The organism is Streptomyces sp. NPDC044061, from assembly GCF_056434305.1.
Map to the genome: position 1 here is coordinate 74,593 of NZ_JBWKFL010000010.1, position 17,895 is coordinate 92,487.

At 71.2% G+C, this 17,895-nt stretch carries 16 protein-coding genes and 1 tRNA gene; 7 read left to right on the plus strand and 10 right to left on the minus strand.

Going from position 1 to position 17,895, the window contains the following annotated elements:
- Positions 1-33: 33 nt before the first annotated feature.
- Positions 34-810, minus strand: coding sequence for an SDR family oxidoreductase (locus tag AC07CM_RS17965; RefSeq protein ID WP_478877353.1), 777 nt, complete (start codon positions 808-810; stop codon positions 34-36).
- Between the two features lie 16 nt (positions 811-826).
- Positions 827-1,993: a phytanoyl-CoA dioxygenase family protein gene (locus AC07CM_RS17970; RefSeq protein ID WP_478877354.1), complete on the minus strand. Its 1,167-nt coding sequence runs from the start codon at positions 1,991-1,993 to the stop codon at positions 827-829.
- 133 nt (positions 1,994-2,126) lie between these two features.
- Here AC07CM_RS17970 and AC07CM_RS17975 point away from each other — a divergent pair, with 133 nt between their 5' ends.
- Entirely contained in the window at positions 2,127-3,158 is a 1,032-nt protein-coding gene (locus AC07CM_RS17975) for a LacI family DNA-binding transcriptional regulator (protein WP_478877355.1), read from the plus strand.
- Here AC07CM_RS17975 and AC07CM_RS17980 read toward each other — a convergent pair.
- Positions 3,139-4,299 (minus strand): Gfo/Idh/MocA family protein, encoded by a 1,161-nt coding sequence (locus AC07CM_RS17980; RefSeq protein WP_478877356.1) that lies wholly within the window; start codon positions 4,297-4,299, stop codon positions 3,139-3,141. The genes AC07CM_RS17975 and AC07CM_RS17980 overlap by 20 nt on opposite strands.
- Before the next feature lie 134 nt (positions 4,300-4,433).
- On the opposite strand from AC07CM_RS17980, the gene AC07CM_RS17985 reads away from it, so the two are divergent.
- Positions 4,434-5,438, plus strand: a complete 1,005-nt coding sequence (locus tag AC07CM_RS17985; RefSeq protein ID WP_478877357.1) for a LacI family DNA-binding transcriptional regulator — start codon at positions 4,434-4,436, stop codon at positions 5,436-5,438.
- Here the strand turns inward: AC07CM_RS17985 and AC07CM_RS17990 are convergent.
- Entirely contained in the window at positions 5,428-5,772 is a 345-nt protein-coding gene (locus tag AC07CM_RS17990; RefSeq protein WP_478877358.1) for a cupin domain-containing protein, read from the minus strand. The two genes, AC07CM_RS17985 and AC07CM_RS17990, sit on opposite strands and share 11 nt — an antisense overlap.
- Before the next feature lie 130 nt (positions 5,773-5,902).
- On the opposite strand from AC07CM_RS17990, the gene AC07CM_RS17995 reads away from it, so the two are divergent.
- Positions 5,903-6,418, plus strand: coding sequence for a hypothetical protein (locus AC07CM_RS17995; protein ID WP_478877359.1), 516 nt, complete (start codon positions 5,903-5,905; stop codon positions 6,416-6,418).
- Between the two features lie 61 nt (positions 6,419-6,479).
- Entirely contained in the window at positions 6,480-7,673 is a 1,194-nt protein-coding gene (locus AC07CM_RS18000) for a serine hydrolase domain-containing protein (protein ID WP_478877360.1), read from the plus strand.
- 2 nt (positions 7,674-7,675) lie between these two features.
- Here the strand turns inward: AC07CM_RS18000 and AC07CM_RS18005 are convergent, their stop codons facing one another.
- Complete coding sequence (locus AC07CM_RS18005) at positions 7,676-8,254, minus strand: TetR/AcrR family transcriptional regulator (RefSeq protein ID WP_478877361.1); 579 nt, start codon at positions 8,252-8,254, stop codon at positions 7,676-7,678.
- Positions 8,255-8,494: 240 nt separating this feature from the next.
- Here AC07CM_RS18005 and AC07CM_RS18010 point away from each other — a divergent pair, with 240 nt between their 5' ends.
- Positions 8,495-9,922, plus strand: a complete 1,428-nt coding sequence (locus tag AC07CM_RS18010) for an MFS transporter (protein ID WP_478877362.1) — start codon at positions 8,495-8,497, stop codon at positions 9,920-9,922.
- Between the two features lie 45 nt (positions 9,923-9,967).
- Positions 9,968-10,041 (plus strand) — tRNA-Pro (locus AC07CM_RS18015).
- A 438-nt stretch (positions 10,042-10,479) separates the two neighbouring features.
- On the opposite strand, the gene AC07CM_RS18020 is transcribed toward AC07CM_RS18015, so the two are convergent.
- Complete coding sequence (locus AC07CM_RS18020) at positions 10,480-10,911, minus strand: hypothetical protein (RefSeq protein WP_478877363.1); 432 nt, start codon at positions 10,909-10,911, stop codon at positions 10,480-10,482.
- Between the two features lie 203 nt (positions 10,912-11,114).
- A complete protein-coding gene (locus tag AC07CM_RS18025; protein WP_478877364.1) occupies positions 11,115-11,513 on the minus strand; it encodes a VOC family protein in 399 nt (132 codons plus the stop codon).
- A gap of 93 nt (positions 11,514-11,606) precedes the next feature.
- On the opposite strand from AC07CM_RS18025, the gene AC07CM_RS18030 reads away from it, so the two are divergent.
- Positions 11,607-12,596 (plus strand): helix-turn-helix transcriptional regulator, encoded by a 990-nt coding sequence (locus tag AC07CM_RS18030; protein ID WP_478877365.1) that lies wholly within the window; start codon positions 11,607-11,609, stop codon positions 12,594-12,596.
- Between the two features lie 538 nt (positions 12,597-13,134).
- Here the strand turns inward: AC07CM_RS18030 and AC07CM_RS18035 are convergent.
- The 3 genes from AC07CM_RS18035 to kdpB all read right to left on the minus strand — a co-directional run bounded on the left by AC07CM_RS18035 (position 13,135) and on the right by kdpB (position 17,743).
- Positions 13,135-13,653 (minus strand): hypothetical protein, encoded by a 519-nt coding sequence (locus AC07CM_RS18035; RefSeq protein ID WP_478877366.1) that lies wholly within the window; start codon positions 13,651-13,653, stop codon positions 13,135-13,137.
- A 110-nt stretch (positions 13,654-13,763) separates the two neighbouring features.
- Positions 13,764-15,722, minus strand: coding sequence for an APC family permease (locus tag AC07CM_RS18040; RefSeq protein ID WP_478877367.1), 1,959 nt, complete (start codon positions 15,720-15,722; stop codon positions 13,764-13,766).
- 116 nt (positions 15,723-15,838) lie between these two features.
- Complete coding sequence (kdpB, locus tag AC07CM_RS18045; RefSeq protein WP_478877368.1) at positions 15,839-17,743, minus strand: potassium-transporting ATPase subunit KdpB; 1,905 nt, start codon at positions 17,741-17,743, stop codon at positions 15,839-15,841.
- Positions 17,744-17,895 lie beyond the last annotated feature (152 nt).

Below are 17,895 nucleotides of genomic sequence, written 5' to 3' on the forward strand. Positions count from 1 at the left end.
AGCTCCTAGGGTGCGATGGTGCCGAGGGGAGAGCTAGTCGAGGCCGCCGAGTACGTTCTGGTCCCAGTCGATCACCGAGCCGGTGACCACGCCGGAGCGGTCGGACAGCAGCAGGACCACGAAGTCGGCGATCTCGTCCGGCTGACCGAGCCTGCCCATCGGCAGCCGGGCGGCGGCCTGCTCCCGCCAGTCGTCGCCGGCGCCGTGGAAGGCGCGCTGGGTGGCGTCCTCGCCCTCGGTCGCGGTCCAGCCGATGTTCAGGCCGTTGATCCGGATCCGGTCCCAGCGGTGGGCGTGCGCCGCGTTGCGGGTCAGGCCGACCAGGCCGGCCTTCGCGGCGACGTACGGTGCGAGGAACGGCTGCCCGCCGTGCGCCGACGAGGTGATGATGTTGACGATCGTGCCGGGCGCATTGCGGGCCACCATGTCGGTGACCGCCGCCTGCATCGCGAAGAACGGCCCCTTGAGGTTGACCGCGATGTGCGCGTCGAACAGCTCCGGCGTCGTGTCCAGCAGCGTCCCCCGCGAGGTCAGCCCCGCCGAGTTCACCAGGCAGTCGATCCGGCCGTACGCGTCGACCACCTCGGCCACGGCCGCCTTCGCCTGGTCGGCGTCCGCCAGGTCGGCACGCACGAACATCGCCTTGCCGCCGTCCGCCGCCAGCTCGGTCACCAGCGCCTCCCCGGGCTCGGTGCGCCGCCCGGTGACGGCCACGACGGCCCCCTCGCGTACGGCGGCCCGCGCGATCGCGGCACCCACCCCCTGGCTGCCGCCGTTGACCAGGACGACCTTGTCGTCGAGAAGTCCCATGTCCCGATGGCTCCCTTCAGCTCTCGCGCCGCCCGGCGCCGGCCCGCAGTTCCGCGCGCAGCCGCACCGGCTCCCACTCCTCGCGCACCGCCCGCCGTACCAGGTCCGCCTGCGAGGGCGGGGCCAGGCCGTCGACCGGCGGATCGCTGTCGAGATTGGTCGGGAAGGGATAGCCCTCGGCGCTCGCCGCGATGACGTTCTCCAGCCACTCCGGCGCGACACCCCGCGCCTTGCGCTCCCGCAGCACCGGGAAGACCGCGTTCGTCACCGCCTCCCGGTCGACGGTCTCCATCGCCCGCCCGAAGGCGGAGGAGATCTGCAGCAGGTTGGCCGTGCGCCGCACGTCCGCCGTGCGGTTCGTGCCGGCGGCGTGGAAGAGCGCCGGGTTGAAGAACGCCGCGTCGCCCTTGGCCAGCGGAAGCTGGACGTGGTGCGCCTCGAAGTGGGCCTGGAACTCCGGCAGCCGCCAGGCCAGATAGCCGGGCTCGTAGAGCTGGGAGTAGGGCAGGTAGAGCGTCGGACCGGACTCCACCGGCATGTCGCCGTGGGCGACCGCGCCCTGGAGCGTGAGCACGGGGGAGAGGCGGTGCACATGAGCCGGATAGGCGGCCGCCACCGCGTTGCCGAGGAAGCCGAGGTGGTAGTCGCGGTGCGCGGTCTGTCCCGCGCCGCCCGGGTTGACCACGTTGACCTGGGAGGTCACCTGGTAGCCGGGGCCCAGCCAGGCCGTCGAGACCAGGGCCAGGACGTCGTTGGCGTAGTAGTCGGCGAACGCCTCCGGGTCGTACAGGGCCGTCTTCTCCAGTGCGTTCCACACGCGGTCGTTGGCGCCGGGCTTCGCGAAGTGGTCCCCGGCGGTGGCCCCGGAGGCCCGCTGCTCGGCGATCAGCGCCTCGAACACGGCCGTCACCCGGTCGACCACGGACGGGTCCGGGAAGGCGCCCCGGACGACCACGATGCCGGGGCCGTCGGCGAGGGCACGCACCAGCTCGGCCGCCAGGGCCTCCCGGTCGGCGGCCGACCGCAGCCGCTCGGCGTCGTAGCCGAGCACGCCGTCCGCGACCGACGTGGCGTGGGGGTACTCCGCGAGCTCCGTGGTCCTTGCGACCAGCGCGCGGAAGGCATCGAGGTCGCAGTCCCGCTCGGACAGCCAGGCCCGGCCTGCGGCGGTGGTGAGGGACATCGGCGTCCTTCTTTCGGTCACGGGAACGTCGCACGTTCGGCCACGGGAGCGACGCAGCCCTGTCATTCTTGTCAGTACAAACCCCTCGAACAACCAGCAGGCAGCCATCAAAAACCCCTCAAGGAGCCGGATCATGGGCCACCCGTTCCCCCTCCGGGAAATCGCACGTCAGGCGGGCCTCAGCGAGGCCACCGTGGACCGCGTGCTGAACGGCAGGGGAGGGGTGCGGGAGAGCACCGCGCAGGAGGTGCACCGGGCCATCGCCGATCTGGACCGGCAGCGCACCCAGGTCCGGCTGGTCGGCCGTACCTTCATGGTCGACATCGTGGTGCAGGCGCCCGAGCGGTTCACCACGGCCGTCCGGGCCGCCCTGGAGGCCGAACTGCCCTCGCTGCACCCGGCCGTGGTCCGCTCCCGGTTCCACTTCCGCGAGACCGGTCCGGTGGCGGAACAGATCCGGACGCTGGACCGGATAGCCCGGCGGGGCTCCCAGGGCGTCATCCTCAAGGCGCCGGACGTCCCCGAGGTCACCGCCGCCGTGGGCCGGCTCACCGCGGCCGGCATCCCCGTCGTCACGCTGGTCACCGACCTGCCCGCCAGTGGCCGCCTCGCCTACGTCGGCATCGACAACCGGGCCGCGGGGGCAACCGCGGCCCATCTGACGGGCCAGTGGCTCGGAGACCGTCCCGGCAACGTCCTCACCAGCCTCAGCAGCGGCTTCTTCCGCAACGAGGAGGAGCGCGAGATGGGCTTCCGCGGCGTCATGCGGGCCCGGCACCCCGAGCGCGCCCTGGTCGAGATCGCCGAGGGACAGGGCCTGGACGCCACCCAGTACGACCTCGTCCGCGCCGCCCTCGAACGCGACCCCGGGATCCGGGCCGTGTACTCCATCGGCGGCGGCAACGACGCCACCCTGCGCGCCTTCGCCGACCTCGGCCGCGAGTGCGCGGTGTTCGTCGCCCACGACCTCGACCGCGACAACATCCGGCTGCTGCGCGAGCACCGCCTGTCCGCCGTCCTCCACCACGACCTCCGGCACGACCTGCGCGAGGCCTGCCACGAGGTGATGCGCTTCCACGGGGCCCTGCCGCCCGCCGGACCGGTCCTGCCGTCCGCGATCCAGGTGGTCACCCCGTACAACATGCCTACGACACCGGCAGGTTGACCCACGTCCCGCTCTCGGCGGAGGTCGCCATGGCGTCGAGCACGGCGGCGCTGCGCACCGCGTCCGCGAGGGTGGCGCCGTACGGCCTGCCCTCGGCGATCGAGCGCAGGAAGCGGTACGCCTCGATCACCTTCAGGTCGTCGTAGCCCATCGCGTTGGCCGCGCCCGGCTGGAAAGCGGCGAACTCGCCGTCGCCCGGGCCGACGTACACCGTGCTCACCGGCTGGTCCTGGTACGTCGTACCGCGGCCGAGCGCCAGCTCGTTCATCCGGCGGAAGTCCCAGAACACCGCGCCCTTGGTGCCGTGCACCTCGAAGCCGTAGTTGTTCTGCTCGCCGACCGAGACCCGGCAGGCCTCCAGGACACCGCGTGCGCCGGAGGCGAAGCGCAGCAGGCAGTTGACGTAGTCCTCGTTCTCGACCGGACCCGGTTCGCCGCCGGAGGCGAGCGCGTGACCGGCGGTCGCGCCCGTCGGGCGGGCCCGCTCCGGGACGAAGATCGCGGTGTCGGCGGTGAGCGAGGCAATGTCCCCGAGCAGGAAGCGGGCCAGGTCGGCACCGTGCGAGGCCAGATCCCCGAGCACCCCGCTCCCTCCGCGCTCACGCTCGTACCGCCAGGTCAGGGCGCCCTCCGGGTGGGCCGCGTAGTCGCTGAACAGGCGGATGCGGGCATGCGTGACCGTGCCGATCTCCCCGGCGGCGATCAGGTCGCGGGCGGCCTCCACGGCGGGCGCGTTGCGGTAGTTGAAGCCGACCGTGCCCTGCACGCCGGACTTGGCGACCGCGTCTGCCACCGCGCGGGCGTCCTCGCCGGTCAGGCCCACCGGCTTCTCGATCCAGAGGTGCTTGCCCGCCTCGGCCATGGCCACGCCGATCTCCCGGTGCAGGAAGTTGGGCGCCGTGACGCTGACGGCCCGCACCCGCGGATCGGCGGCGACCTCGCGCCAGTCCCGGGTGGCGGAGGCGAACCCGAACCGCTCGGCGGCCTCCTCGGCCCGGGCCGGCACCTCCTCGGCGACCGTCACCAGCTCGGGCCGCAGCGGCAGCAGCGGAAAGTGGTGCCGGACCCGGGCGTAGGCCTGGGTGTGCACCCGCCCCATCCAGCCGAACCCGACGACGGCGACACCGAGCGCATCCACCATGACAGCCCCTCTTTGGACCGGTCCACTTCCTGTCGGGGTCACCATGTCCGGACATGAAGTGGCTGTCAAGCAGGGGGTAGTGCCCTTGCCGTCCCCTTTGACAGCCCGGACCACCGCATGGAACGGTCCATGCCATGAGACCGCCGACGATCCGAGACGTGGCCGAACGGGCCGGAGTGTCGAAGTCGCTGGTCTCGCTGGTGCTGCGGGACTCCGGGCAGGTGCGCCCCGAGAAGCGGGACGCCGTCCTGCGGGCCGTACGGGACCTGGGCTACCGGCCGAACGCGGCCGCGCGGAGCCTGAGCGAACAGCGCACCAGGACCGTCGGCGTCCTCCTCGACGACCTGCGCAACCCCTGGTTCGTCGACCTCCTCGACGGCCTCAACTCCCTGCTGCACGCGGCCGGCCTGCGCATGCTGCTCGCGGACGCCCGGCTGAACCGGCGCATGGGCCACGACCTCGCCGAGCCCTTCCTGGACCTGGGCGTCGACGGCCTGGTGGTGGTCGGCACGGTCCCGGACGCGGGCGGACTCGCCGCGCCGGCACGGCGGATGCCGGTGGTCGTGGCGGGCGCCCGGGAGCCGCGGCCGCCGGGCGTGGACGTCGTCGCCGGGGACGACGAGCGGGGTGCCCGGCTGGCCACCGAGCACCTGCTCGGGCTCGGCCACCGCCGGATCGCCCATCTCGCGGGCCACGGGGCCGTCGGTGAGCTGCGGCGGCGCGGTTTCGAGGCGGCGATGCGGGCGCACGGCGCCGAGCCGCTGGTCGAACCCGGCGACCTGACCGAGGAGGGCGGCTACCGGGGAACGGTACGGCTGCTCAGCCGCCCCGACCGGCCCACGGCGGTGTTCGCCGTCAACGACATGGCCTCGGTCGGCGCGCTCTCGGCGGCCGGCGAACTGGGCCTGCGGGTGCCGCGCGACCTGTCGGTGGCCGGGTACGACAACACCAGCATCTCCCGGCTGCGGCACGTCTGGCTGACCACCGTCGACACCGCACCCCACGAGGTCGGCCGACGTGCCGCCCGCTGCCTGCTGGACCGCTTCGAGCGCCCCGGCGGCGAGGGGCGCCTGCACCTGGCCGCGCCGGCCCTGGAGATCCGGGGTACGACGGCGCCGCCGCCCGGCCTCACAGGTTGATCGCGTACGCCTTGCGCAGGGTCTCGTGCACGGTCCACGTCGTACGGTCGCCCGCGCGCAGCACCGCCATGTCACCGGGCCCCACCTGCAGCACGTCACCGTCCTCGACCTCGATCGTCGCCGAGCCGCTGATCACCACGAACAGCTCGTCGGCCTCGGTGTCGGTGACCACGCCCGGGGTGATCTGCCAGATCCCGCGGAGCTGCCGGCCGTCCGCCGACTCCCAGACCACCTTGCCGGTCACCTCCGGGTTCCCGGAGACGATCTGCTCCGGGTCGAGGGGCTCGGGTTCGAGGTCGGCGTCGGGGATGTGGAGCGCGAAGCTGTGCGTCATGGGGCGACCCTAGCGAGCGTCCGCGCCGCGTCGCCGTGGACAGTGTGTGCGGCATCCGGCCTGGTGGGAGGACACAACGTCGGGCGGTGCCGAATGGCGACGGCGCGGGGCGCGGGCGATCGTGGGGTGCATGGCCGACTCCACGGCGGCCGCCGGTGAGCCGCAGCGGCAGCAGGACACGCGCGAGGCCGTGCTGTTCGGCGGGGTCTACGGCGCCGTCCTGGCCAGCTCCATGGTCGCGGCGCTCACCCGGTACGGCCACACCTCCGCCGCAAGTCGCCGCTACGACGCCCTGTGGCTGCTGGTCACCGCGTTCGCCTCGGCCCTCGCCCACGGATACGCCCACTACATCGCCGAGCGCGCCCCGCACCGCCGCTGGGACGCCCCGCGCACCCTCGTCCACGAGTGGCCGCTGGTCACGGCCGTCCTGCCGACGGTCCTGCTGCTCGCGGGCGCCGGCTGGGGCTGGTGGCCGCCGACCGGCGTCGAGTACCCGGCGTTCGGGCTGAACATCGCCATCCTCTTCGTCCTCGGCCTGGTCACGGCCCGCGGGGCCGCGCGCAGTTGGCCGGCCGCCGTCCTCGTCGGAGCGGGGGACGCGCTGCTCGGCGTGGTCGTGGTGGTGGCCAACGCCCTCATCAAGTAGGGGAACCGCGGGGTGTGCCGGCCGCGCTGCGGGCCGGTCGGGAAAGGGGCACTCTGGAGTCATGCCGGCCCGCACGGCGTGCCTGTGCGTCGCCGCTCTGCTCGCCACGTCCCTGCAGGCGACGACGGCTTCGGCCGCCCCACCCCAGGCGAACGGCTGCGTGAGTGCCGAGGGCGCACCCGCCGGCCAGGCCCGGCAGGTCCGCGACATCGTGCGCGACGCGCGCCGGGACCTCGACCTGAAGGCCGCCGTGGTCCGGGTCACGGTGGACGGGCGGAACGTGGCCACCGTCGCGGACGGCATCTCGATGAACGGTGTGCCGGCCACCCCGGCGATGCACTTCCGCTCGGGCTCGGTGGCCATCGCCTTCATGGGGACCGTGCTGCTCCAACTCGTCGACGAGCACCGGGTGGGCCTCGACGACCCCGTCTCCCGCTGGCTGCCCGACCTGCCGCACGGCGACAGGATCACGCTGCGGATGCTCGGCGACTCGACGTCCGGCCTGCACGACTACGTCACCGACCCGGACTTCGTGAAGCGGCTCTACGCGGACCCGTTCCAGCACTGGACGCCGGACGAGCTGGTCGGCATCTCCCTCGGCCACCCCCTCTGGTACGACCCCGGCACCAACTGGAGCTATTCGCACGCCAACTTCGTGCTGCTGGGCCGTGCCCTGGAGAAGATCACCGGCACCCCGCTGGACCGGCTGCTGCGGCAGCGCGTGATGGATCCCCTGGGGCTAGGCCAGACCGGGAACGGCTACACGCCCGAGATCCCGGCGCCGGTCCTGCACGCGTACGACGCCGAGCGCGGCCCCTACGAGGACGCCACCTACTGGGACCCGTCCTGGACCACCGCGCCGGGCGCCGTGCTCACCACCGACGTCTGCGATCTGGCGCGCTCCGCCGAAGGCATCGGCTCGGGCCGGCTGCTCTCCCGCCGCGCCTTCCGGGTGCAGTTGAATCCGGGCACGGTCGGCCTCGGGGTGCCGACCTCGACCTGCCCGGCCACCGTGTGCCTGAAGCAGACCGACGACATCCACTTCGGAGTGGGCGTCGTCGTCCAGCGCGGCTGGATCCTGCAGAACCCGTCGTTCGCCGGCTTCGCCGCCGTACAGGCCTATCTGCCTGAGAAGCGGCTGGCCGTCGCCGTGTCCACGACGGTCGGGCAGAAGGCGCCCGAGGGCAACACGGCCCAGACGATCGCCCAGCGGATCGCGGCCGCGCTCGCCCCGGAGCACCCGCTCACCGGCTGACCTCAGCGGCCCGTGCGCACCCCGTCCAGCGCGATCGCCAGGACCCGGTCGCGCTGGGTGTCGTCCTCGAAGGCCGTCGCCGTGATGCCGGCGACCATCCGCAGCAGGTCGCCGAAGTCCATGTCCGCGCGGGCCACGCCCGCCTTCTGGGCACGCTCCAGCAGCGGGCCGCCGGCCGCGTACATGGACTCGCGGCAGGCCATGAAGATGTCCGACTCGTCGTTCAGGGCCTCGCGGACCGCGCGCTTGGTGACCATGTATCCGGCGAACCGGTCCAGCCAGGCCGTCAGGGCCGCCCAGGGCTCCCGGCCGGCGAGTTCGACGGCTGCCCGGCACAGGGCGTTCACCTCGTCCGCGTAGACGGTCTCGAAGAGGTCGCGGCGGGTGGGGAAGTTCCGGTACAGGGTGCCGATGCCGACGCCCGCGCGGCGGGCGATGTCCTCGAGGGAGGCCTCCGCGCCGTGCTCGGCGAAGGCCTCGCGGGCGGCCGCGAGCAGGGCGTCGTAGTTGCGGGCCGCGTCCTTGCGGTGCGGCCGGCGGGTCGCGACGATCTCGCTGACGGGGAACGGCGTGGCCGTCACAGCTGCCTCCCGGAAGGGAATCGGTTGAACCGGAGGCGCTCCTCCGATCACTTGAACCGGAGGGGTACCTCCGTTACAGTGGAGGGGTACCTCCACTTTAGCAGTGTGAGGCCGGCTTCGCCCTGGACGGACGCGTCCGGGCCCTGCCGCCCGCACCCGTGAGCACGGGCCCGCGCGTCGCGCACCGCCCGTTCCCAAGACATCCAACCCTCCGCGTTCCGACATCGGAGAGGCCCTTTCATGCCCCGCAAGTCCACCCGTCTCACCTTCGCGGTCCTCGCGACCGGCGCCGGCGTGTTCGCCATGCTGCAGTCGCTGATCGCGCCGGCCCTGCCCACCGTCCAGCACGCGCTGCACACCTCGCAGTCCACCGCGACCTGGGTGATGACCGCCTACCTGCTGTCCGCCTCGGTCTTCACCCCCATCCTCGGCCGCGTCGGCGACCTCGTCGGCAAGAAACGCACCCTGGTCGCGGTCCTGGTCACCGTCCTCGCCGGCTGTGTCGTCGCCGCGCTCGCCCCGTCCATCGGCGTGCTGATCGTCGCCCGGGTCGTGCAGGGCGTGGGCGGCGCCCTCTTCCCGCTCTCCTTCGGGATCATCCGGGACGAGTTCGCCCCGTCCGAGGTCAGCGGCAGCATCAGCAACCTGTCCGCGGTGATCGCCGCGGGCGGCGGTGTCGGCATCGTGGCCGCCGGGCCCATCGTCTCCGCCCTCGACTACCGCTGGCTGTTCTGGATCCCGGTGGCCGTCGTCGCCGCGACCGTGCTGATCGCCCTGCGCTACGTCCCCGAGTCGCCCAAGCGTGCCGAGGGGCAGGTCAGTTGGCTCGGAGCGGTCCTGCTGTCGGCATGGCTGGTGGCCCTGCTGCTGCCGCTGAGCCAGGCCGGCCGATGGGGCTGGGGCTCGGCCAAGGTGCTCGGCCTGTTCGCCGCCGCCGTCCTGCTGTTCGCGCTGTGGCTGACCACCGAGGCGCGCTCCCGCTCGCCCCTCATCGACCTGCGCGTGATGCGCCTGCCCTCGGTGTGGACGACCAACGCGGCCGCCCTGCTGTTCGGCGCCGGCATGTACGCCATCTGGTCCTTCCTGCCGGGCTTCGTCCAGACGCCGTCCGCGGCCGGCTACGGCTTCGGCGCGAGCGTCACCGAGTCCGGACTGCTCATGCTGCCGATGCTCGTCGCGATGTTCCTCTCGGGCGTCCTGTCCGGACGGCTCGAACCCCGAGTCGGCGCCAAGGCGTTGCTCACCACGGGCGCCGCTCTCGGTGCGCTGGCCTGCGGCTTCCTGACCCTCTGGCACGACGCGCAGTGGCAGATCGGAGTGGTCGCCGGCCTGTTCGGCCTCGGTATCGGACTCGCCTTCGCCTCGATGGCGAACCTGATCGTGGGCAGCGTCCCGCCCGAGCAGACGGGCGCGGCCACCGGCATGAACGCCAACATCCGCACCATCGGCGGCTCCATCGGCGCCGCCGTCACCAGCGTCCTGGTCACCGGCCGACTCCAGCCCTCCGGCCTTCCCTACGCCTCCGGCTACACCCACGGCTGGGCCCTGCTCGCAGTCCTCTGCCTGGCCGCGGCCGGCGCCGCCCTCCTCGTCCCGGTCCGCCGCACCAGCCGTACGGTGCGCCCGGCGCCGGCCGGGGCGACACGGACACCCGCGCGCATGCGGTAGGGTTGACCTGCGTGATCACGCGGGAAACCCCGCGTGAGCCCGCAACGGGACGTGGCGCAGCTTGGTAGCGCACTTGACTGGGGGTCAAGGGGTCGCAGGTTCAAATCCTGTCGTCCCGACTTTGCGGAGTCACAGGTCACAGGTCAGAGGCCATTTCAGAGAGATCTGAAGTGGCCTTTTGATCATTCTCGGGGACCTGCTGGGGACCAGTCCGCTTGAACACGGCCAAAGCCCACCTTGACTCAGTCAAGGTGGGCCATGCACAGCCCTCCGCGACAGGGCAAAGGTGCTTGTGTGCTTCCTGCCCTGTCACGGACGCCGGTCGGTCGGTTCGTCGCTCCTGGGTGGGCCAGAGGGCGCCCGGGCGCTGGACGTCTGATCGGAGGTGCTGGCAGCTTGGTGGCCGTGGAGCCGATAGACCATTTCGTCGGGACAACGGTCCAGGCGGGCTCGCCGCCAGGCAGCGTCAGAGGACAGGGGCGTTGTGCTGCGTCGTTGAATGAGTACGGCTCGGACGCTGGTGAGAGGGGCAAGCAGTACTCGCCACAGGGCGAGCTTCATGGATACGCCCTTCGAGGTGTCTCGTCGGACCCAGGTATGTCCATCGGCGCGATGCTGCTGGGCAGACTGCCGACGTTGAGAGCCTTGAGGGAGTCGGACAGTACGAGCATGGCCTGCTGTCGCTTCTCGATGTCCGTGAACCCTTGGCCGACCTGCTCCCATTGCTGCAGGAGTGGGAACCACCAGCGGTCGCAGGAGCAGATCAGGCGGGCAAGGCGCTGGAGTTCGGCAACATGCTCGTCGACCAGGGCGCTGGGGGCGTGGTGCTCAAGTTGGTCCAGGACGACGAGGCTCCTGCATACGCCCGCACCCTCCGCAGCCGTCGCATGCTTGTCATGGCGGTAGCCAGGCTGCTCGCAGCGGCGCAGGAGTGTTGCCCACCGCAGGGCATACGGAGCGCATGGTCCATCACTCCTCGGCCATCCCATGACGGTTTCTCCGGACGGGGCCGACCCTGCAGTGATTCCGATGGCTCATCATGTGGAGTGCGTTGCCACTCCGGCCTTCGGGGAAGGCTGCTGGCTTCCCTGCCCGGCCTCGGTGTTGGTGGGGCCGCGGCCGCGACTCGGTGGCTGCGTTCATCGGCGGCCCTGCAATCTCAGCGCTCTCATGTGAGCGGCTGTGCGTGGCGTCAGTGTGCGAACTTTTCGATGGCCGCCGGCGTGACGGGGGTGAAGAAGTTGACGAGGTTGCCGTCGGGGTCGCGGAACAGCAGGGACCGGTTGCCCCAGGGCATCGTGGTGGGCCCGTTGACGAAGTCGGTGACGAAGCCGGTCAGGTTCTGGTGAACGCGGTCCACGTCGTCGACGAGGAACTCGGTGATCACACTGTGGTTGTCCGCCGGGCGGGCAGAGCCGGGGGCGAACAGCGGGACGGTGCGGGTGCCGGCGATCGCGAGGGTGGCGCCCGCGGTCCTGAGTTCGGCGAAGTCTTCGGTGGCCCACGTCGCCCGCGCCCCGGTGGCTCGCTCGTAGAACTCGACGAGGCGCGCTACGTCGCCGGTGATGATGCGGATCGAGACGAAGTCCATGGGAATCTCCTTGGCTGGGCTGGAAGCGTGCACGCCGCAGGCTAGGAGAAATAGCGGACAGAATCGGTCCTGTATTCGCGTTAGGCTGCGAACATGCCTCGACCCACCGGCCGCGTGCTGACACTCCTGGAGCTGCTGCAGTCGGGCGGCACCCGGACGGTAGCCGAACTCGCAGACCGGCTCGGCGTCGAAGGGCGCACCGTGCGGCGGTATGTGGACCAGCTGATCGACCTCGACGTGCCCGTGGAATCGGTGCGCGGCCGCTACGGCGGGTACCGGCTTGCCCCCGGGTACCGCTTGCCTCCGCTCATGCTCAGCGACGACGAGGCGCTGGCCGTGCTGCTCGGCCTGGTCGCCGGCCGCCGCGCAGGGTTGACGACGACAGAGCACACGGCAAGCGAGACGGCATCGGCGAAGATCCGGCGGGTGCTGCCCAAGCGCATCGCCCGTCGGCTCGACACACTCCTGGAAGCACTCGCCTTCACGGATCTGCCCGGCGGGTTCGACACCCCGGACGCCGGGGTCCTGCTCACGATCGCCGACGCGGTGCGCCACCGCCGACCGGTCTCGATCCGCTACACCGACCGCGACGGACGGCGCAGCGAACGCACGCTGCACGCGTACGGGATCGTCGCCCATGCGGGCCGGTGGTACGTGACGGGCAAGGACGCCCAGATCGGCGAGGACCGAACCTTCCGGCTCGATCGCATCGCAGACGCGAGGACCCTGCCCGGCTCATTCGAAGCGCCCGCGGGGCCCCGTCCGGCACAGCGCGTGCTGTCAGCGTTCGCCACGGCCGAGTACCGGCATGAGGTGACCTTGCGGATCCACGGGACGGTCGAGCAGATCCGCGCCCGCCTCCCCGTCGGCGTCGCGAGCCTGGAGGAGTGCGCGCCCGTGGCAGGCGAGGACCGGACGACCGAGCGCTGGATGCGCGTCGAGCTGCGGGCGGAGCGGCTCGACTGGTTGCCTCCGGTACTCGCCTCACTCGACCGGCCGTTCGTCATCGAGCGCCCCGACGAACTGCGCGACCGCGTCATCACGCTCGCCGATCGCCTCACGTCCTACGCCCGCCAAGCCTGACGGCGAGGAACCAATGTCATGAGATGGCACAGCTGGCCAGGGCGGCGTCATCGCTTCTCGAGTTCAGCCGGGCGGAGAACCCGGACTTTCGCCGGCCCCCGGGAGCCAGAGAGGGTGGCTGGCGTCCTCGTCCCCATCTTGGTCGTGGGGACCGGTTGGGGACCACACGGCCTGCGCGATGCCTAACGGCAGAGGTATCAGGACACGCAAAGCGCGCGGAATTCTTCTGATATGTGTAGATAATCTAGGTGCCCCACACTCCTGGGGGTCAAGGGGTCGCAGGTTCAACTCCTGTCGTCCCGACCAGCTTCACAGCAGGTCGGAGGCCGTGTCGGAGAGATCCGGCACGGCCTTTCGAGTGCGTTGGAAGGGCTGTGCCCGCGCTGGTGATCCGGTCCGGGCGCGGGTGGGGGAGTGACCCGCGACGAGGGTCCTTTCTGTAGTCGAGACCCCCTGGCCGCGATTGACGCGGGTGTCGCCTCAAACGGACGGTCGAGAGCGCGACTTCACCGTTGTCGACATCCCCGGAGTTCTCCGGTCAGGAGAGTCCCGACGCCCGGAGTACCGCCCGCACCGTCTCGTCGTCGATGCGGTGGCCCAGTCGGTCCAGGACATCCGCGCCGTGCCGCAGAGTTCCGTGCTCCAGGGAGCGGCGGACGCCCGTGTCGAGCTCGTGCCAGAGCAGGGGGTTGGCCGCGAGGACGCGGGGATCCAGCTCCACGCGGTGGCCGTGGACGTCCCGTAGGACCAGATGGGAGGAGACGCCGTCGTACTGCCGTACGACAGTCAGTGCGTTCGTGTGGACCAGGTGCCGGCGCCAAGCCGTGCGCACCGCGAGCCATCCGGGGCCCGCGCTCACCCGGGCCGGCAGCAGGACGGCGAACACCACGGCCGACAGGACGGCCCAGAGCAGGGCGCGCGGGGGCGTCAGGCTTCCCGCGTCCCAGTCCACGAGCAGGGCCATGGCGCAGAATGCCAGGGCGCAGCTCACCGCGAGCCGGGCGCTGCCCCGCCAGTGGCGGTCGCCGGCCCGGCCCGCTGGTCCGCTCCGTCGCATGTCGCTGACGCTAGGCGGCCGTAAGGTGCCCGGCGAGCGCTGCTTACGGGGTCCTAGCGCCGTACGGGCGAATCTTGACGGGATCCTGACGCGGTCGGCGGAGTCGGCCGTCAGCCGGTGTGCACGCGGGGGCGGCGCTCCCGGTTCGGTTCCGCCTCGCGCAGCACCTCGCGGGTGACCGGGGCGACCTCGCCCTGGCCGAAGAGGAAGAAGCGCAGGAAGTTGGCGAAGGGGCTGCCCTCGGTCCACTCGAAGTAGATGTGCGGGGTGCCGCCGGTGACGTCCCGGGCGTGCAGGAGGAGCGCGGCCAGGGCGTTGGGGATGGAGGCGGACTCCAGGGTCAGGACGCGGTACCGGTTGTGCAGGACCTCGCCGCGCACCGTGAGCCCGGCCTCGAACTCGGAAGGGTCGGTGACCGTGACCTCGACGAAGACGAAGTCCTCCTGCTCGGGCAGGTCGTTGTCGGCCCGGATCTGCTCGATCTTGTCGCGGTACTCGGCCTTGTCCCGCCGGCCGGGCTCGTTGGCGATGAACCGGATGCGGCGGTGGGACATGTCGCGGATGAAGCGTTCCGCCATGTCGTCCAGTTCGACATGAGTGACGCGCAGTTCGAAGGCGCGGGCCAGCCGGGACGCCAGCGAGACCAGGATGATGCCGACGATGAAGCAGGCGCCGATCTTCACACCGTCCGGGCGCTCGATGACGTTCACGACGGTCGTGTAGAGGAACACCGCGGAGATGACCGCGAAGGCGATCGTCCACTTCCGCTGCCCAGCCTTGCGTGCGGCGATGGTAACCGCGATCGCGGCCGAGCTGATCAGCACCAGCACACCGGTGGCGTAGGCGCCGCCCTGCGCATCCACGTCGGCGTCGAAGATCCAGGTGACCAGGAACGCGACGAGGGTGAAGACGATGACCATCGGGCGGACGGCCCGCGCCCAGTGCGGGGCCATGCCGTAGCGGGGGAGATAGCGCGGCATCAGATTGAGCAGACCGGCCATCGCCGAGGCACCCGCGAACCACAGGATGGCGATGGTCGAGATGTCGTAGACCGTGCCGAAGGCGCCACCGAGGTACTGGTGCGCGAGGTACGCGAGCGCGCGTCCGTTGGCCTGGCCGCCCGCCTTGAACTCCTGCTCCGGGATCAGGACCGTGGTGATGAAACTGGTCGTGATCAGGAAGGCGCTCATGATGACGGCGGCGGCGGTCAGGAGCTTCTTCGTGTCGCGAATACGGCCCTTGGGGTGCTCCTCGGTGTCGCTGTCATCGCCCTGGACGTGCGGCATGACGGCGACGCCGGTCTCGAAGCCGGACAGACCGAGGGCGAGCTTCGGGAAGACGAGCAGGGCCACGCCGATCATGACGAAGACGTTGCCGTGTTCCGCGGTCAGAGCACTCGTCCAGTCGGTCACCACGTGACCCGCGGTCATGACGTGCCATATGCCCACGACCACCACCACGACGTTCAGCGCGAGGTAGATGCCGACCAGGGCGACGGCGACGCCGATGGCCTCCAGGAAGCCCTTGAGGAACACCGCGCCCAGCAGCGCCACCAGGAACAGCGTGATCACCATCTGGTGACCGTGGAGCGTGTTGGTCAGGTGCGGGTTCTCCACCAGGTGGGTGGAGGCGTCGGCGGCAGAGAGTGTGATGGTGATCAGGAAGTCGGTGGCCGCGAAGCCCAGCAGGGTGAGGACGAACAACTTGCCCTGCCAGAAGGAGAGCAGCCGCTCCAGCATGGCGATGGAGCCCTCACCGCGCGGGCTCTCCTCCGCCACCCGGCGGTAGACCGGCAGGGCGCCGGCCAGGGTGACTATGACCAGCACGATGGTCGCGATCGGCGACAGCAGTCCGGCCGCCAGAGCCGCGATGCCCGGCTGGTAGCCGAGGGTGGAGAAGTAGTCGACGCCGGTCAGGCACATCACGCGCCACCAGCGCTGGCCCTTGTGCGGGGGCTCGGGCTCGGCGTGGGGCCCGGTGTGGCCGCCGTGTTTGCCCATGTCGGACAGCCCCTCCAGCATCCACGTCCGCAGTCGGTTCGGCGGCGGTTGTTCGGTGGTGGTGGCCATCGACGTGCTCTCCTGATGTGTGGCTCAGCGTGGGGGTTTCCGGCCATCACACGGACGGCCGCACCAGCGTAAGCAGGGAGTGGCGCGTGGGCCCATGAGTGATCTCACCGAGCGCGTCAAGCTTCCGTTAAGACCGGCCGTGTGAGTATCGGCGGCTCATCAGGATCAAGAGGTAACCCTTGCCTGGGGGTGACTTGGGTCACTCGGGTGATGAGGAGTTGCTTGCCGATCTCGACGATCTCGATGAGCTTGGTGGGGTTGGAGTCGAGGTCGACCATGTTGCCGGCCTCCTTGGCGGCCGACGTACCGGTGTTCATGGCTACGCCGACGTCCGCCTGGGCGAGAGCCGGCGCGTCGTTGGTGCCGTCGCCGGTCATCGCGACCAGCTTGCCGCCCGCCTGCTCGCTTCTGATCAGCGCGAGCTTGTCCTCCGGGGTCGCCTCGGCCAAGTAGTCGTCCACACCGGCCTCTTGGGCGATTGCGCAGGCGGTGAGCGGGTTGTCGCCGGTCACCATGACCGTGCGGATGCCCATGCGGCGCAGTTCGGCGAAGCGCTCGCGGATGCCGTCCTTGACGACGTCCTTGAGGTGGATCAGGCCGAGGACGCGCGGTCCGTCCCAGTCGTGCACGGCGACCAGCAGCGGTGTTCCGCCGGAGGCGGCCACGGCGTCGGCGTACATCCGCGCTTCGGGCGGGACCTGGCCGCCGTACATCTGTACCCACTCGATCACCTGCTGGGCGGCGCCCTTGCGGATGGCGCACACGGCTCCGTTGGCCCAGCGCAGGTCGACGCCGCTCATCCGGGTCTGTGCGCTGAAGGCGACCCAACGGGCGTTGGCCAACTCGCCCTCAGCGGGCGCCCGCAGGTCGTACCGATCTTTGGCGAGGATGACCACGGAGCGGCCCTCCGGCGTCTCGTCGGCCAGCGAAGAGAGCTGGGCGGCGTCCGCGAGCTGCCGTTCGTCGATGCCGGGTAAGGGGGCGAACGTGGCGGCCTCGCGGTTGCCGAGGGTGATGGTGCCGGTCTTGTCCAGCAGCAGGGTGTTCACGTCGCCCGCCGCCTCCACCGCCCGGCCGGACATGGCGAGGACGTTGCGCTGTACCAGGCGGTCCATGCCGGCGATGCCGATCGCGGAGAGCAGGGCGCCGATCGTGGTCGGGATGAGCGTAACCAGGAGGGCGACCAACACGGTCGTGGACTGGGCGGCGCCGGCGTACTCGCCCATGGGTTGAAGGGCGACCACGACCAGGATGAAGATGATCGTGAGGGAGGCCAGCAGGATGTTCAGCGCAATCTCGTTGGGCGTCTTCTGTCGGGACGCACCCTCGACCAGCGCGATCATCCGGTCCAGGAAGCTGTGCCCGGGGCGGGCGCTGACCCGGACGACGATCTGGTCCGACAGCACGGTCGTACCGCCCGTGACTCCACTGCGGTCCCCGCCCGACTCCCGGATCACCGGCGCCGACTCACCGGTGACGGCGGACTCGTCGACTGCCGCCACGCCGTCGATGACGTCGCCGTCCACCGGGATCATCTGGCCCGCCTCCACCAGCACAACGTCCAGCGGCTTCAGGTCGGTGGCGGCGACGAGCTCGGTGCGCGCGGTGGCGAGGTCCGTGCCGTAGCTCCAGTGCTCCAGCCGCAGTGCCACCGTGTCCGCACGGGCCCTGCGCAGCGACTCGGCCTGCGCTTTCCCGCGCCCCTCGGCAACCGCCTCGGCCAGGTTGGCGAAGACGACCGTCAGCCACAGCCACAGGCTGATGACCCAGGTGAAGACGGCAGGGTGCAGCAGTGCCGACAGGGTGGTGAGGACCGCGCCGACGGACACCACGAACAGGACAGGGTTCCTGGCCAGGGTGCGGGGGTGCAGTTTGCGCAGTGCCTCGGGGAAGGAGCGGACGAGCTGGGCGGGTTCGAACAGCCCGCTCGGAGCGCGGCGTCTCGCCCTTCCTCCCGGTCCGGTCCGGGACGCGCGATCGGGACGTGACGGTGGGGCCTGCTCGGGGGCAGCGGGAAGCATGGACACCTTCGTGCCTTGACGGTGGACAGGGACTGTGGCCGCGGTCCGGGGGGGGGGGGGGGGGGGGGGGGGGGAAAGGGGGGGGGGGGGGGGGGGGGGGGGGGAGGTGGGGGAGGTGGGGGGGGGGGGGTGGAGCTCTTCCACCAAAACGA

Coding starts and splice junctions, on each gene's coding strand:
- kdpB (WP_478877368.1), bottom strand. CDS start 17,743: ATGCTTCCCGCTGCCCCCGAGCAGGCCCCACCGTCACGTCCCGATCGC.
- AC07CM_RS18020 (WP_478877363.1), bottom strand. CDS start 10,911: ATGGGATGGCCGAGGAGTGATGGACCATGCGCTCCGTATGCCCTGCGG.
- AC07CM_RS18030 (WP_478877365.1), top strand. CDS start 11,607: ATGCCTCGACCCACCGGCCGCGTGCTGACACTCCTGGAGCTGCTGCAG.
- AC07CM_RS18025 (WP_478877364.1), bottom strand. CDS start 11,513: ATGGACTTCGTCTCGATCCGCATCATCACCGGCGACGTAGCGCGCCTC.
- AC07CM_RS18010 (WP_478877362.1), top strand. CDS start 8,495: ATGCCCCGCAAGTCCACCCGTCTCACCTTCGCGGTCCTCGCGACCGGC.
- AC07CM_RS17985 (WP_478877357.1), top strand. CDS start 4,434: ATGAGACCGCCGACGATCCGAGACGTGGCCGAACGGGCCGGAGTGTCG.
- AC07CM_RS17980 (WP_478877356.1), bottom strand. CDS start 4,299: ATGGTGGATGCGCTCGGTGTCGCCGTCGTCGGGTTCGGCTGGATGGGG.
- AC07CM_RS18040 (WP_478877367.1), bottom strand. CDS start 15,722: ATGGCCACCACCACCGAACAACCGCCGCCGAACCGACTGCGGACGTGG.
- AC07CM_RS17970 (WP_478877354.1), bottom strand. CDS start 1,993: ATGTCCCTCACCACCGCCGCAGGCCGGGCCTGGCTGTCCGAGCGGGAC.
- AC07CM_RS17995 (WP_478877359.1), top strand. CDS start 5,903: ATGGCCGACTCCACGGCGGCCGCCGGTGAGCCGCAGCGGCAGCAGGAC.
- AC07CM_RS17975 (WP_478877355.1), top strand. CDS start 2,127: ATGGGCCACCCGTTCCCCCTCCGGGAAATCGCACGTCAGGCGGGCCTC.
- AC07CM_RS18035 (WP_478877366.1), bottom strand. CDS start 13,653: ATGCGACGGAGCGGACCAGCGGGCCGGGCCGGCGACCGCCACTGGCGG.
- AC07CM_RS18000 (WP_478877360.1), top strand. CDS start 6,480: ATGCCGGCCCGCACGGCGTGCCTGTGCGTCGCCGCTCTGCTCGCCACG.
- AC07CM_RS17990 (WP_478877358.1), bottom strand. CDS start 5,772: ATGACGCACAGCTTCGCGCTCCACATCCCCGACGCCGACCTCGAACCC.
- AC07CM_RS17965 (WP_478877353.1), bottom strand. CDS start 810: ATGGGACTTCTCGACGACAAGGTCGTCCTGGTCAACGGCGGCAGCCAG.